This is a genomic window from Gaiella sp. (assembly GCF_057140465.1).
This window is the reverse complement of record NZ_DBNHWK010000079.1, coordinates 1-13,918: the sequence shown is the minus strand read 5'-3', so window position 1 is coordinate 13,918 and position 13,918 is coordinate 1. Positions and strand designations below refer to the sequence as shown.

Sequence of the window (13,918 nt, the reverse complement as noted above, 5' to 3'; positions counted from 1 at the left end):
ACGTCGGCAGGGTGCCCCGGTGCGAACGGGCCCGGGGGGAAGCCGACGGGCCAACCGAAGCCTCCGAAGCAGACGATCCGGTCGAGGAGGGCCTGGCACTGATGGCCCGGGCGCGGGCTCCATCCGGCGGCCATCGTCACGAGCTCCCAGGAGGCGCCGTCGCGGGAGCGCCAGACGTCGTTGAAGTACGGGCAGTCGAGCCCTCCTGCTCCGGGGACGCACAGGAAGCCGTCCTCGCCGCCGAGCAGGTACAGGAAGCCGCCCTTCTCGACGAGGGCTGCACCCGCACGTGCGGGCCAGGGCGCGTCGCCGGTCACGAGCTCCCAGCTCGCGCCGTCGCGCGAGCGCCACACGTCGTCGTAGAGCACGCGGCCGCTGCCGCCGATCGCGACGTCGTCACCGCTGCCGCCGCCGAGGACGTAGATCCACCCCTTGAAGACGATCGCGCTCAGACCGGCTCGGCCGGCCCACGGCGCAGCCGACGTGAGCTCCGTCCATGACGACCCGTCGCGCGACGCCCAGACGTCGTTGAAGAACTGCGAGTCCGGGACGACCGGCGGGCACGGGATCGGTGCGGGCGGGCACTGACCGGGGAAGATGGGATTCGACACGACGCTGAAGTCCTGGCCGCCGAGCACGAACATCGAGCCGCCCTTCGTCACCGCCTGGAAGTAGCCGCGGGCGGCCCACGGTGCTCCGTTCGTCACCTGACGCCACGTCTTCCCGACGTCGCCGCTCACCCACACGTCGTTCCAGAGCGTGCTGCCGAAGGGGTTGAGCACGGTCGGGTCCGGCGTCCGTCCGCCCATCACGTAGAGACGGTTGCGCAGCTCGACCGCCTGCAGCCCTGCCCGTCCGGCCCAGCCCTGGCCCTGCCCGTCGTACACCTTCGTCCAGGTGTACGCGCCGATATCGGGCGCCCCGTTCGCTGCCGTCGCGGTCGCCGTCGCCGTCGCCGCGAGCGTCGCCGCGCCGAGCGCGATGCCCAGCACGATGCGCACGAGCCGTCCATTCATCGTCTCCCCCCCGATCTCCCCTCGTTCGCCGCGCCCCGTCCGCGGTCCTCGACTCCAAGCATGCCCCGTCTTCCGTCGACGGTCAACGCCTCGTCACCCGATCCCACGGTCCGTGCGAACATGTGTTCGTGACATCGCAGGGGACAGCCCACGGCCGGTTCGCACGGGCGCTCGCGCGGCGCGACCTCGTCCAGGCGGAGCTCGCCGCACTCGAGCTCGGCCGGCTGTCGCTGGACGATGCGCTGCAGCTCGTCCACCTCTACGCGGAGCGTCGCAGCCCCAAGTACGAGCGCGCCGCTCTGCGCTGGCTCGAGCGGTACCTCGTCGAGACCGGCCCGACGCTCGGGGACGTCGCCGCGATCGCGGCGCTCTTCGTCGAGCGAGCGCCGCCGACGTGACGCGACGGGCCGCTGCGATCCGCCACGGGCACGAGGCCGTCCAGCCGGCGAGCGCCGGGTGAGCGTCACGTAGAGTGGACGCCCAGGAGAGCGACCTGGAGGTGGCCGAGCGATGGACGGTGTGACGAGGGAGCAGCTGGCTGCGGCGCCGGCCGCCTACTTCGAGGCGGTCGACCGCAAGGACATGGCGGCGACGCTCGGGTTCTTCCACGACGACGCGACGTTCACGGTGCAGACAGCCGGGTTGACGTTCGCCGGGAAGGACGAGATCGAAGGCATGTTCACGACGTTCTTCGCGGACTACGACGTGATCAGGCACGGCGTGACGAACCTCGTCGTCGACGAGGCCGCGGCGAGGGCGGCGACGGAGCAGACCTGCCCCCACGTCCGGGCCGACGGCACGCCCGAGACGGTGGTCACGTGCAACGTCTTCGAGTTCGCGCCGGACGGGCGCTTCCGCCGCGTGATCGTGTGGATCGACGGGGTGTCGCCGCTGAAGTAGCGGCGCCAGGCCGTGACGGCCGGCGCGGCACCCCGCGCCCTGTCGCGATTCGACCGCCGCCGTGGCCGACGTCGAGCGTCCGTACCGCGACCTCAGGGTCGGAGACACTCGTCCGGTAGGGAACTGCTGCCTGATCGCCGCCACGCGTGAGGCGCCGTGCGCCGGCGGCGTCACTCACCGCTCTGCAGACCGTCCGCGTGGTTCCTCGTGCCTCGGAGCTCCCCGGGTTGGACTCGAACCAACAACCCTCCGGTTAACAGCCGGATGCTCTGCCAATTGAGCTACCGGGGAAGGAGCGCCCAGATTCTAGCTGCGTCCACGGCAGGAGCCGGGAAGGGGAACGCGGGGCGACGGGCCGCGCCTCTGGAACAATGCCGCGATGCGCAGCGTCGTCCGCTCCGCCGGCCTGCAGGCGCGTGTCGCGCGTCGACTCGCGCTGCGCCGTGGAGCGACACGACGCGAGCGCTTCGGGCGGCGTGACGACCGTCTCGTGTTCGTCGTCGGATCGCCGCGGTCGGGCACGACGTTCCTCGGCGGTGCGATCGGCTCGCTGCCCGGGTTCGTCGACATGGGCGAGGTCGCGCCGGTGAAGGCCGCCATTCCCGAGCTCGTGGCGCTCCCCGTGCCCGATGCCGCTGCACGCCTGCGCACGATCGTCGACGCCGCACGGCGTGTCGGGCTCGTCGGCGCGGTCCGGCCCGTCGAGCAGACGCCCGAGATGGCCTACCTCGTCGACGCCGCGCTCGTCGCATTCCCCGAGTGCCGCGTCGTGCACATCGTCCGCGACGGCCGGGACGTCTGCTGCTCGCTGCTCGAGAAGGGATGGCTCGGCAGCGCCCGTGCCGGGGGCGCCGACGACGCGGGGCTCCGGTACGGGGTGGAGCCGCGCTTCTGGGTGGAGGTGGAGCGACACGACGAGTTCTCGACGGTCTCCGAGGCCCAGCGCGTCGCCTGGGCCTGGCGCCGGTACGTCGAGGCGGCCCGTTCTGCATACGGCCCGGTGTTCGAGCTTCGCTACGAGTCGCTCGCCGCCGACCCGGACGCCGCCGCCGAGCTCCTCGCGGCGCACGTCGACGCCCCGGTCGAGCCGCTCGCAACCGCACTGCGTGCGGTGCACGCGGAGTCGATCGGCCGCTTCCGCCGCGACCTCTCGGCGGAGGAGCTCGCGGACATCGAGCGGGAGGCCGGCGACCTGCTTCGGGACCTCGGCTACCTCGAGCCCTGACCGTCCGCCGGCTCGCCCGGCTCGAGGACGAACATGCGGATCTCGCGGCCGGCACGGTGCCGGTAGCCCTCGTAGCCCGGCCAGAACGCGAGGGCGGCGCTCCAGTAGCGCTCGAACTCGTCCACCCGCGCCCGCCGGGGTCGCAGCACCCGGCTCACGCCGTCGACCGTCACCGTCGCGGAGGACGCAGCGTCCAGGTTCAGCGCCCACGCCGGGTGATCGGGCCGTCCCCAGTTCGACGCGATCAGGACGACCCGCTCGCCGTCCTCGACGTAGAGCAACGGCACCGTGCGCTCCACCGCGCTCCGCCGTCCGCGCACGGTCAGGTAGCAGAGGGGGAAGTCGGTGCCGAGCGACGTGATGGAGTGCCGACGGTCGCGGAAGGGGAGATCGAGGCGGTGCAGCGCGCGTGCCCCCACCCACGAGAACGCCCGCGTACGGCCGAGCGCCCGCACCGCCGACGCGTACGGGTTCACCGCACGGTGTCGGCCACGTGGAGCTGGAGGAGCTCCGGCCGGTGGTAGTGCCCGGCCGGGTCGAAGCGCTGGCGCTCCTCGATCAGCCGCGCCGGATCGAGGTCGGCGTACAGGATTCCCTCCTCGCCGTAGAGCGGGCCCGCGAGGTACGTGCCGTCGGGGGCGAGGATCGCGCTCCCACCACGGCCGATCAGGTCCCGTTTCTCGATCAGGCGTCGGAGCGGGAACTCCGGCGGATACGACGCCGCACGCTGGAAGTGGCACGGCGAGATCACGAAGGCCCGCGACTCGCGCGCGACGTGGACGAGCGTCGCCTGCCACGCGTCGCCGTCGTCGGCCGTCGAGGCGATGTACAGCTCGACGCCGGACTCGTACAGCGCGAATCGCGCGAGCGGCATGTAGTTCTCCCAGCACACGAGGCCTCCGATGCGCCCCAGTGGCGTCGCGATCGCGCGCAAGCCGCGCCCGTCGCCCTGGCCCCAGACCAGCCGCTCGTGGTTCGTCGGCACGAGCTTGCGATGGTGGAGCGCGAGCCGCCCGTCGGGTGCGTGGTACAGCAGCGTGTTGTACAGCGTCCCCGGACGCTCGGGGTCTCGCTCGTTGACGCCGGTGACGAGCCAGACGCCGTTGTCGCGCGCCACGGCGCCGAGCCGGTCGCACGCTGCGCCGGGGACGTCCACCGACGATCGGGCGAGCATCGCGAAGGCCTCCTTCGCCCCGTCCTCGGCCCAGCCGGCGAGCGCCTTCGCCCAGACCGACGACGGGTACGCGGACACGAACGTCTCGGGGAACACGACGAGGTGCGCTCCCGCCGCCGCCGCCTCCCCGGTGACCTCCTGGAGCCGGTCGAGCGTCGCGTCGAGGTCGAGGACGGCCGGCTCGACCTGGCAGCAGGCGACGCGGACAAGGTCGTCCATCGCGACAGCCTACCCCGCGGATGCCGCTAGGCGAGCTCGCCCAGGGCCTGGCGGACCTTGGCGAGATGGGCCTGCAGCTCCGTCGCCCGTGCGAGGTCGGCGCCGTGGAGATCCCGCCGCAGCTTGCGCTCGCGCAGCCGGAGCAGGAGCTCGGTCCCCGTCCGCTCGTCGATCGCCTCCCGCTCCGCCCGCGCGTCGAGCTCCGCCCGCAGCGCGACGAGCTCCGGGTCCTCTGCCCCACCCTCGACGAGCACCGTGCGGAAGCGGCGGTGCAGCTCGTCGTCGAGGTGGTCGGCGGACAGGGCCGCGAGCTGCCGGCGCAGGCCCTCGTGCACGAGGCATGCCGCCAGCGCGTCGCGCTCGAGACGCTCGCCGGCGGCGAGCAGGCGGGGGGGCTGCTCCTGGGTCGGGCCACCGCGCCCGGAGGGACGACCTGCGGGCGCGAGCCCGGCCAGGGTCTCACGGGGCAGGTCGAGGCGGTCGGCGAGGAGGCGGAGCGCCTCGTGCCGCTCGGGTGAGTCCTCGGCCGCGGCGAGGACCTCGCGCGCCCGCACGAAGGCCTCCTGGCGGTCTTCGGCGCGCTCGATCTCGATCCGCACACGGTAGTGGAGGTAGCTCTCGGCGCCCACGAGGCGCCCCTCGAAGCCATCCGGAGCATCGGCCGGGTCGAGCCCGGGCGGGAGCGTGACGACACGCACGTCGAAGCCCTGTCGCACCGCGAGCTCCATCCCCCGCAGCGTCGCCTCCTGGCCCGCCGCGTCGGCGTCGAAGCACAGGTACAGCCGCTTGGTGAGCCGTCCGAGCTCCCGCACGTGCGGCTCGGTGAGCGCGGTGCCCATCGCGGCCACCACCGGCTCGAAGCCCACCTGCCGGAGCGCGATCACGTCGGTGTTCCCCTCGACGACGACTGCGCGATCCTGCCGTGCGATCGCCTGGCGGGCGAGGTGCAGCCCGTAGAGGACGGCGCTCTTCTTGAACAGCTCACCCTCCGGGGAGTTCACGTACTTCCCCCGTAGCGGGTCGTCCTCACGGAGCTTGCGGGCCTGGAACCCGATCACCCGCCCCCGCGCGTCGGCGAGCGGAAACATCAGCCGGAACGAGAAGTAGTCGTTGCCCCGCGCGTTCGCGAGCCCGACCGCCTTCAGCTCGTCCAGCGTGAACCCCCGCTCTCGCGCCTTCGCCACGAGCCCGCGCCCCGGCGAGAGCCCGAGGCGGAACTCACGCGTGATCTCCCCGCCGAGCCCGCGGCCGGTGAGGTAGTCGCGAACCGCTTCTCCGGCCGGCGCCTCCCAGAGGTACCGCTCGAAGTACGTCGTCGCCTGCTCGAGCGCCTGGTGAAGCCGCTCACGGCGCTGGCGGGCACGTTCGGCCGCCGGCGACACCTCCTCGTACTCGAGCTGCACGCGGAAGCGGTCGGCGAGCCATTCGACGGCGCCCACGAAGTCGACGCTCTCGGTCTCCTGGACGAACCGGACGACGTCGCCGCCGCGGTGACAGCCGAAGCAGTAGTAGAGCTTGTCGGTCGCGTTGACCGAGAAGCTCGGCGTGCGCTCCTCGTGGAAGGGGCAACGACCGGTGAAGCGAGCGCCCCGCTTGCGGAGCGCCGTGCGCTGCGAGACGACGTCGACGATGTCGGCCGCGGCGACGACCTCGCGCACCGACGAGTCCTTGATCCGGCTCACAGGTCGCGAGCGTACGCGAGCGCGAAGCGATCGGTCATCCCGGCGACGTAGTCGGTCACCCGGGAGACCTCGTCCCCCGGCCCTGCAGGGACGAGCTCCGGTCGCTCCACGAGATGGTCGAAGACGCGCCCCACGACGTCGTGCGCACGCGCGTGCTCGACGGCGGCGCGCGGGCCGAGGTAGACCCGCTCGAACATGAACGCGCGGAGCGAGAGCATCGCCTCGCCGATCTCGGTGCTCTGCACGATGTCGCCGGCGCCATCGGACGTCTCGACGAGGTCGTGCACCAGTCGGTCGATGCGTGCCGAGCCGGTGGCGCCGAGGAGCGCGATCTCGTCGGCGGGGAGCTCGGATGGGTCGAGCACGCCGGCGCTCACCGCGTCGTCGATGTCGTGGTTGATGTACGCGACGCGGTCGACGATGCGCACGATCCGGCCCTCGAGCGAGTCGGGGAGCTCCGGCCCCGTGTGGTTGAGGATGCCGTCGCGAACCTCCCACGTGAGATTGAGGCCCTCGCCGTCGCGCTCAAGCAGATCCACGACGCGTCGCGACTGCTCGTTGTGCCGGAATCGCCTCTCGTACCGGGTCGACAGCAGCCGGTCGAGGGCGTACTCACCGGCATGGCCGAACGGCGGGTGGCCGACGTCGTGCCCGAGGCCGATCGCCTCCGTCAGGTCCTCGTTCAGCGCGAGCGCCCGCGCGACGACGCGCGAGATCGCGGTCGTCTCGAGCGTGTGGGTCATCCTCGTCCGGATGTGGTCGCCCTCCGGGTCGATGAACACCTGTGTCTTGCCCTTGAGGCGCCGGAACGACTTCGAGTGCGTCACCCGATCGCGGTCACGCTGGAAGGGGGTGCGCACCGCGCACGGCTCCTCGGGCTGCTCGCGCCCACGCGTCTCGTACGAGCCGACCGCGAGCGGCGAGAGCAGCCGCTCCCGCGAGCGGACGCGTTCCTCGAACGCGTCCGCGACTCGACCGGCGACCTCCACGCCTGCAGGGTAGTCGTCCTCCCGGACTGGGGGCCTCCGGCGTTCCTCTCGCGGCGTCGTCAGAGGATGATCGGGACGGTGCCGCCGTCGGCGCTCCACGCGGCCCCGGTCACGTAGGACGCCCGCGGCGAGCAGAGGAACACCACCACGCTCGCGATCTCCTCGGCGGTCGCCAGACGTCCGAGCGGCCGGCCGGCGCCCACCTTGGCGAGCACGTCGTCGCGCGACCCGCCCTGCTGATCGGCGAGCCCGCCGTCCCCGAGCCACGCGTCGGTGGCGGTGGGCCCTGGGGTGACGGCGTTGCTGCGGATGCCGTCGCCCGCGTAGAGGTCGGCGACGAGGCGGGAGAGCGAGAGGACGGCCGCCTTGGTGACCGAGTAGTGCGGCATCCCCGTCGACGGGCGCTTCCCCGCCGTGGAGGAGACGTTGACGATCGCCGCGGCGCCGCTCTCCCGGAGGTGCGGGAGCGCCGCCCGGATCGACCGGACGTAGCTCATCACGTTGAGCTGCCAGTACGCGTCCCACTCGTCGTCCGGCACCTCCTCGAACCGCGCCTGCCGGGCGACGCCCACGTTGTTGACGAGGACGTCGAGCCCACCGAGCGCTCCCGCCGCCTCCGCGACGACGCGCTCCGGCTCGCCGGCCAGCCCGAGGTCGGCGACGACGTGCGCGAGCTCGCCGACGCCGGGTGCGTCGCGCCGACCGCTCGTGACCACGCGTGCTCCTTCGCCCGAGAGCTGCGCCGCGGTCTCGCGTCCGATGCCGGCCGTCGACCCCGTGACGAGGCACCGCGCTCCATCGAGGCCGAGGTCCACCCGGCTAGCCTAGCCGTATGGCGGCGACGCTTCTGCTCGTGCGACACGGCGAGACGGACTGGAACCGCGAGGGTCGGGTGCAGGGCCACTCCGACGTGCCCCTCAACGACACCGGCCGGGCACAGGCGCAGGCACTCGCGGCGCGGCTCGCCGCCGAGCGGGTCGACGCCGTCTACGCGAGCGACCTCCGGCGCGCCCGCGACACCGCCTGCGAGGTGGCGCGGGCCTCGGGTCACCCCGTCACGACGACGCCTGACCTCCGCGAGAAGGACTTCGGCTCCTGGGAGGGGCTGACGCGCGACGAGATCCTGTCGCGCGACCCGGACGCGCTGTCCGGGCCCTGGGGAGACGGCGAGACACGCGACGAGATGGCCGATCGCGTGCTCCACGCCCTCCGTGAGATCGCTGCCCGCCACGAGGGTGAGATGGTGGTCGTCGTCTCCCACGGAGGGCCGCTGCGGGCAGTCCAGCGCACGCTCGGAACGGTCGACGACGAGCCGATCGTGAACTGTCACGTCCTCCGCCTGGTCGTCGACGACGGTCACTTCTGCACGGCCTGAGGCGCGTGAAGCGCCGACCGGCGCATCTCCCACGATCCGTCCGGACGGCGCCCTCGCACCTCCGCGTCGCACGGGCAGGCTATAATGGCTGAAAGCACGTTCACGCTCACCCGTGAGCGTGCTCGTGCCGGAAGCTCCGCCGTGCCTCACCCCCTCGCGTGGCAGGGCCTCCGGCACGTCCTCTTCCGGACGTGTCCGCCTCCGTCCGGATGCTCTCCTAGCCTCGGATGCATCACTCGTTCGGGTGATGCGGGCCTCACGGGGTCTGTGGAGGCTGAGACGAGCGGCGAGGAGGACGCGATCGTGTCGGACTGGTTGACAGTGCTGTGCATCCTCGGAGTGGACGTGGTGATCGTCCTCCTCATGGGTGCGCTCGTCTTCGGGCGTCGGGCCCGAAGCACGAGAGGCGTCGTCTGAGCGCAGCCGGCGCGGCCCACGACACCCCGGCGGAGCGAGCGAGAGCGCTGTGTGGGAGACACGGCGGTGGCCCCGAGGGCATGGGCTCCACGCGCTCACCGCACGCAGGGCGCCGAGCTGCGCATCGGGGGGCGGCGAGCTCGTGGCAGAGCCGCCGGCCGTGGGTGCTCAGCCCAGGGACGACAGTGCGAGGGCCACGGCCTCGTCCGCCGTCAGCCGCTCGCCTTCTTCCCGTAGTCGCGTGAGCGCAGAGTCGTCGAGCCGATCGCGCACGTCGGCGAGCGTGCTCTCGACCCTCGCCTCCACGGCGAAGATCGAGGACCGCGTCGCCCCGATCTCACGGAGCAGGCTCTCGCCCTTGGCGAGCACGCGCGCGGAAGTCTCCACGTCTCCCGTTGCGAGGAGTGCATAGGCGAACCGGCACACATCGAGTGCGATCCCGTCTGCCTCTCCGACCGCGCAATCGATCCTGTACGCGGTCTCGAGCATGGACACGGCGTCCCGGATGCGGTCGTCGTCGACCGCGTGCATCGCCAGCGCCGCGAGAGACATCGCCGCTACCCGCCGGTTGTCGAGCTCGCGTGCCCGACGGAGGTTCTCGTCGAGCAACGCGACGGAGCGCTCGTGATCGCCCAGCTCCCGGCACACGCAGGCGAGGAGCCATGTCGCCAGCATCGCGTGGTACTCGTCCCCGAGCGCGAGGAACGCGCCTCGGGCGTCCTCGATCAGAAGCCGGGCCGGATCCCAGGAGCGTTGCTCGGCGGCCGCAGTGGCGATGTACGACTGAGCGAGTGTGGCTCCCCACGTGTCGCCGAGCGAGCGGCAGAGCGTGAAGGCCTCACTCGCGCGGCTCATGCCCGCTGTGTGGTCGCCGCTCCTCGTTGCCATCGCTGCGACCGCGATCAGCGCTCGCGCGCGCGCATCCGTCGGATCGCCTGCCGCGTCCAGCGCTTTCTCGAGACGGCGTCTCGCTTCCTGGGAGTAACCCCTGATGTTCCAGAACCGCCATAGCGCGCCCCCCATGCGGAGCACGGCTTGCGTGGCTCCTGTCTCCTCGAACCGGTCGAGTGCGGCCCACAGGTTGTGACGCTCGTCCTCGAGACGATCGAGCCCGTGCTCCCAGTCCACTCGCATGCGCGGCTCCACCTCGTCCGCCAGCGCCATGAACCACTCCGCGTGCCGCGCGCGCAGTTCACCGGCGTCGCCCGAGCCCTCCAGTCGCTCCGCGGCGTACTCCCGGATCGTCTCAAGCATCCAGTAGCGGCCTCCGGTGTCGGAGGGGGTGAAGCGAACGAGACTCTTCTCGACCAGGCGCTGGAGAGTGTCGAGGTCGGCGCCGGCGACCTTCTCGGCCGCCTCGAGCGTGCAGCCGCCGACGAACACCGAGAGGCGGGCGAAGAGCTGCTGCTCCCCCGGGGCGAGGAGGTCGTGGCTCCACTCGATCGTGGCTCGGAGCGTGAGGTGACGGGGGTCGGCGTCGCGGCCACCTTCGAGGAGATCGAGGCGGCGTGAGAGGCGCTCGAGGATCTGGGCAGCCGTGAGCGCCGTCGTGCGGGCGGCGGCGAGCTCGAGCGCGAGCGGGAGCGAGTCGAGGCGCGCGCAGAGCTCGGCGATCTCCTCGCTCGGTGCGAGCTGCGCACGGCTGCAGAAGAGGGCGACGGCCTCCGGCTCGGCGAGTGGTAGGACGGGGTACTCCACCTCGCCCTGGATGCGCAGGAGCTCGCGGCTCGTGACGAGGAGGGTGAGGTTGGGGCAGGCCGACAGCAGCGTGGAGAGCGAGGCCGCGGCGTCGATCACCTGCTCGAGGTTGTCGAGGAGGAGGAGCAGCTCGCGCTCGCCGATGTGGGTTGCGAGCGAGCCCCGGGCGCCGACTACCTGCGCGATTGTCTCGGTGACAAGCGCCGGGTCCCTCACGGAGGCGAGCCCGACCCAGAAGACGCCCGCCCTGTAGGCAGGAACGAGCGTTGACGCTGCCTCGAGGGCGAGGCGGGTCTTGCCGGTGCCGCCGGGGCCGGTGAGGGTGACGAGGCGTGCGCCTTCCTCGATCCGGGCGAGCACCTCGCCGAGCTCGATCTCCCGGCCGACGAAGGAGCTCGCGGGGCGGGGGAGGTTCGTGTTCGAGATCGTGGTGAGCGGGGGGAAGCTTCCGTCTCCGAGCTGGAAGATCGAGACCGGTCCCTCGATGTCCTTGAACCGGTGCTCTCCGAGGTCGGTCAGCCCTCGGTCGACGAGCTGCGCACTGGCGGCCGAGCAGACCACCTGGCCGCCGTGGGCGGAGGCAGCGATCCGGGCGGCCAGGTGCACGTCGTCCCCGACGTAGCCCTCGTCGGTCAGGAGAGGCCTCCCTGTATGCAGGCCGACCCGCACCCGGATCGGCCCAGCGGCCAGGGCATCGGTGAGGGCTGAGGCGGCGGCGAGCGCCCCGGCGGCGGTCGGGAACGCGAAGAAGAACGCGTCGCCCTGCGTGTCGACCTCGACCCCGCCCTCGACGGCACACGCCTCGCGGATCACCCGCCGATGCCCGGCGAGCGCCTCACCGTACGCCTCCGCGCCGAGCTCGTGCAGCAGCCTCGTCGAGGCCTCGACGTCCGTGAAGACGAAGGTCACGGTACCGGAGGGGAGGTCACTCCGCATGGAGGTAGGCCGATTCTCTGCCGGATGCCGCGTTCAGTCCAGATACCGGCGCATGAGCGAGTTCCGACCGCTTCGGGGACGATCGCATGGTCGAGCGGAATCGTTACTGTGTCGGGCCGTGGAGGACTACACGAACAAGTACAAGGGTGAGCAGGTGGAGCTCGCGCTGTTCGGGGGCGAGTACCAGGAGGGCGTACTCACCGCGTACTGCTCGATCGAGGACGTCCCGCACGTCGAGCTCAACGGCCACATCCTCGTCCCCCTGCAGAACGTCGCGTCCCTCCACTGCTCGAGCCGGTGCGACGCGCCGCAGGGCGACGACTGGCCGCCGCGCGGACTGGTCGACGAGGACCGCGACGGCGACGAGTGACCGGTCGCGCGCCGGCCCCGCAGACGTGAACGACCGGAGCGCGATTCCCCGAAGCCGGGGCGCCGCCCTCGGCAACCTCGCGAAGACGTCCGTGCTCGCGGGCGTGATCGCAGCCCTCTGTGCGGGGCTCGGGTGGCTCCTCGCCGACACGAGAGGAGCGGTGCTGTTCGCGGTGTGCGCACTCCTCGCAGCCCTCGGTGCCGTCTGGATCGGCGATCGCGCCCTCCTCGGGATGCTGCGGGCGCGGCCGCTGGCCGAGGCCGAGGCCCCGGGCCTGCGCAGCACGGTCGACCGGATCGCCGCGCAGCTCGCGGTCCCGCGGCCGAAGATCTCCCTCATCGACGACGGCTTCCCGCGCGCGTTCGTGGTCGGCCGGGGCTCCCGCTCCGCCACCGTCGTCGTCTCGCGCGGGCTCCTGGGAGCGCTCCCGGCCCCCGAGCTCGACGCGGTGCTCGCCCACGAGCTCGCACACGTCCGCTCCCGTGACGTCCTCACGCAGACCTCCGTGGTGCTCTTCGCGACCACGCTCGTCGAGACGAGCCGCGTCGGTGGCTGGCTCTCGCGGGCGCTCCTCTACGTGTTCGCGCCGATCGCCGCCGCCTTCACCCACCTCCTCCTCTCGCAGCGCCGCGAGACCGCCGCCGACCGTGTCGCCGCGGCCGCGACCGACCCGGACGACCTGGCCGACGCCCTGCTCCGGCTCGACCGCGCCGGAGAGCTCGTCCACTTCGAGGGCGCGCCGACGACCGAGCCCCTGTACACCGTCAACCCGTTCGACCCGAGCGACCGCCTGAGCCGGATGTTCGTCACGCATCCGCGCCTCGACGAGCGCGTGCGCCGCCTGCGGGCCCTCCGCGACGTGCGTCACGAACCGTCCCGCACCCCCGGCTCGTAGTCGGCGGCCCGCCGTCCCGCGCCGCGCGGCTCGCGCGCCGCCACGAGATGCAGGCCAGAACGACGAAGGGCCCGCTCGGGGCCCCTCGTACGAAGAAACCGGCGGCACCCTACTCTCCCGGGGGCTTGCGCCCCAAGTACCATCGGCGCGAACGGGCTTGACTTCTCTGTTCGGAATGGGAAGAGGTATTTCCCCGTCGCTCTGACCGCCGAACTGTCAAGGGCGGGCGCGGCAACCGCGGCCTCGCACCCTCAAAACTCCATAGCGACGTCGACGTGCTCAAAATCAAGACCTCGGGCAATTAGTACGGGTCAGCTGAACGCGTTGCCGCGCTTACACCGCCCGCCTATCAACGTGGTCGTCTACCACGGCCCTTACTCACTCGAGGTGATGGGGAGCCTCATCTTGAGGTGGGCTTCCCGCTTAGATGCTTTCAGCGGTTATCCCGTCCAGGCGTGGCTAATCAGCAGTGCCCTTGGCAGGACAACTGATACACCAGAGGCCTGTTCATCTCGGTCCTCTCGTACTAGAGACGACTCCTCTCAAGCTCCCAACGCCCATGGCGGATAGGGACCGAACTGTCTCACGACGTTCTGAACCCAGCTCGCGTGCCGCTTTAATGGGCGAACAGCCCAACCCTTGGGACCTTCTACAGCCCCAGGATGCGACGAGCCGACATCGAGGTGCCAAACCTCCCCGTCGATGTGAACTCTTGGGGGAGATAAGCCTGTTATCCCCGGAGTACCTTTTATCCGATGAGCGACGGCACTTCCATTCGCAACCGCCGGATCACTAAGTCCTGGTTTCCCACCTGCTCGCCCCGTCGGGCTCGCAGTCAAGCTCTCTTTTGCCTTTGCACTCAACGCACGATTACCAACCGTGCTGAGAGAACCATTGAGCGCCTCCGTTACATTTTTGGAGGCGACCGCCCCAGTCAAACTACCCACCAGACAATGTCCTCTTCCCAGATAATGGGAACGAGTTAGAACCTCAATAAAACAAGGGTGGTATTTCAAGGTTGG

Annotated in this window: 14 protein-coding genes, 1 tRNA gene and 2 rRNA genes; 7 read left to right on the top strand and 10 right to left on the bottom strand. The window is 71.4% G+C overall.

The window, feature by feature from the left end; all coding sequences use genetic code 11:
- The coding region (locus tag AC162C_RS11770) for a Kelch repeat-containing protein (protein WP_484097710.1) at window positions 1–1,016 on the bottom strand (1,016 nt) is incomplete at its 3' end.
- 128 nt (window positions 1,017–1,144) lie between these two features.
- Between AC162C_RS11770 and AC162C_RS11765 the strand changes: the two genes are divergently transcribed.
- Window positions 1,145–1,414, top strand: a complete 270-nt coding sequence (locus tag AC162C_RS11765) for a hypothetical protein (RefSeq protein ID WP_462974207.1) — start codon at window positions 1,145–1,147, stop codon at window positions 1,412–1,414.
- Between the two features lie 112 nt (window positions 1,415–1,526).
- A complete protein-coding gene (locus AC162C_RS11760; RefSeq protein WP_484097709.1) occupies window positions 1,527–1,916 on the top strand; it encodes a nuclear transport factor 2 family protein in 390 nt (129 codons plus the stop codon).
- 218 nt (window positions 1,917–2,134) lie between these two features.
- Here the strand turns inward: AC162C_RS11760 and AC162C_RS11755 are convergent.
- A tRNA-Asn gene (locus AC162C_RS11755) sits at window positions 2,135–2,207 on the bottom strand.
- An 88-nt stretch (window positions 2,208–2,295) separates the two neighbouring features.
- Here AC162C_RS11755 and AC162C_RS11750 point away from each other — a divergent pair.
- Window positions 2,296–3,141 (top strand): sulfotransferase family protein, encoded by an 846-nt coding sequence (locus AC162C_RS11750; protein ID WP_484097708.1) that lies wholly within the window; start codon window positions 2,296–2,298, stop codon window positions 3,139–3,141.
- Here AC162C_RS11750 and AC162C_RS11745 read toward each other — a convergent pair.
- The 5 genes from AC162C_RS11745 to AC162C_RS11725 are packed head-to-tail and all read right to left on the bottom strand — an operon-like array spanning window position 3,126 to window position 8,020.
- Window positions 3,126–3,617, bottom strand: coding sequence for a nitroreductase family deazaflavin-dependent oxidoreductase (locus AC162C_RS11745; protein WP_484097707.1), 492 nt, complete (start codon window positions 3,615–3,617; stop codon window positions 3,126–3,128). The two genes, AC162C_RS11750 and AC162C_RS11745, sit on opposite strands and share 16 nt — an antisense overlap.
- Window positions 3,614–4,534, bottom strand: a complete 921-nt coding sequence (locus AC162C_RS11740) for a carbon-nitrogen hydrolase family protein (RefSeq protein WP_484097706.1) — start codon at window positions 4,532–4,534, stop codon at window positions 3,614–3,616. The genes AC162C_RS11745 and AC162C_RS11740 overlap by 4 nt, the downstream gene beginning before the upstream one ends.
- 26 nt (window positions 4,535–4,560) lie before the next feature.
- Window positions 4,561–6,216, bottom strand: coding sequence for a DNA primase (gene dnaG, locus AC162C_RS11735; RefSeq protein ID WP_484097705.1), 1,656 nt, complete (start codon window positions 6,214–6,216; stop codon window positions 4,561–4,563).
- Window positions 6,213–7,205: a deoxyguanosinetriphosphate triphosphohydrolase gene (locus tag AC162C_RS11730; protein ID WP_484097704.1), complete on the bottom strand. Its 993-nt coding sequence runs from the start codon at window positions 7,203–7,205 to the stop codon at window positions 6,213–6,215. The genes dnaG and AC162C_RS11730 overlap by 4 nt, the downstream gene beginning before the upstream one ends.
- Before the next feature lie 59 nt (window positions 7,206–7,264).
- Window positions 7,265–8,020 (bottom strand): SDR family NAD(P)-dependent oxidoreductase, encoded by a 756-nt coding sequence (locus AC162C_RS11725; RefSeq protein WP_484097703.1) that lies wholly within the window; start codon window positions 8,018–8,020, stop codon window positions 7,265–7,267.
- Between the two features lie 17 nt (window positions 8,021–8,037).
- Here AC162C_RS11725 and AC162C_RS11720 point away from each other — a divergent pair, with 17 nt between their 5' ends.
- Window positions 8,038–8,580, top strand: coding sequence for a histidine phosphatase family protein (locus tag AC162C_RS11720; RefSeq protein WP_484097702.1), 543 nt, complete (start codon window positions 8,038–8,040; stop codon window positions 8,578–8,580).
- Window positions 8,581–8,847: 267 nt separating this feature from the next.
- Entirely contained in the window at window positions 8,848–8,997 is a 150-nt protein-coding gene (locus AC162C_RS11715; RefSeq protein WP_462974216.1) for a hypothetical protein, read from the top strand.
- Window positions 8,998–9,165: 168 nt separating this feature from the next.
- On the opposite strand, the gene AC162C_RS11710 is transcribed toward AC162C_RS11715, so the two are convergent.
- Window positions 9,166–11,604 carry an ATP-binding protein gene (locus AC162C_RS11710; protein WP_484097701.1) on the bottom strand — a complete coding sequence of 813 codons (2,439 nt, stop codon included), beginning with the start codon at window positions 11,602–11,604 and terminating at the stop codon, window positions 9,166–9,168.
- Between the two features lie 145 nt (window positions 11,605–11,749).
- Here AC162C_RS11710 and AC162C_RS11705 point away from each other — a divergent pair, with 145 nt between their 5' ends.
- Complete coding sequence (locus tag AC162C_RS11705; RefSeq protein ID WP_484097700.1) at window positions 11,750–12,001, top strand: hypothetical protein; 252 nt, start codon at window positions 11,750–11,752, stop codon at window positions 11,999–12,001.
- A gap of 25 nt (window positions 12,002–12,026) precedes the next feature.
- Window positions 12,027–12,896 carry a M48 family metalloprotease gene (locus AC162C_RS11700; protein ID WP_484097699.1) on the top strand — a complete coding sequence of 290 codons (870 nt, stop codon included), beginning with the start codon at window positions 12,027–12,029 and terminating at the stop codon, window positions 12,894–12,896.
- 96 nt (window positions 12,897–12,992) lie between these two features.
- Here the strand turns inward: AC162C_RS11700 and rrf are convergent.
- A 5S ribosomal RNA gene (gene rrf, locus AC162C_RS11695) occupies window positions 12,993–13,109 on the bottom strand.
- 68 nt (window positions 13,110–13,177) lie between these two features.
- Window positions 13,178–13,918, bottom strand: a 23S ribosomal RNA gene (locus AC162C_RS11690); the annotation flags it as partial.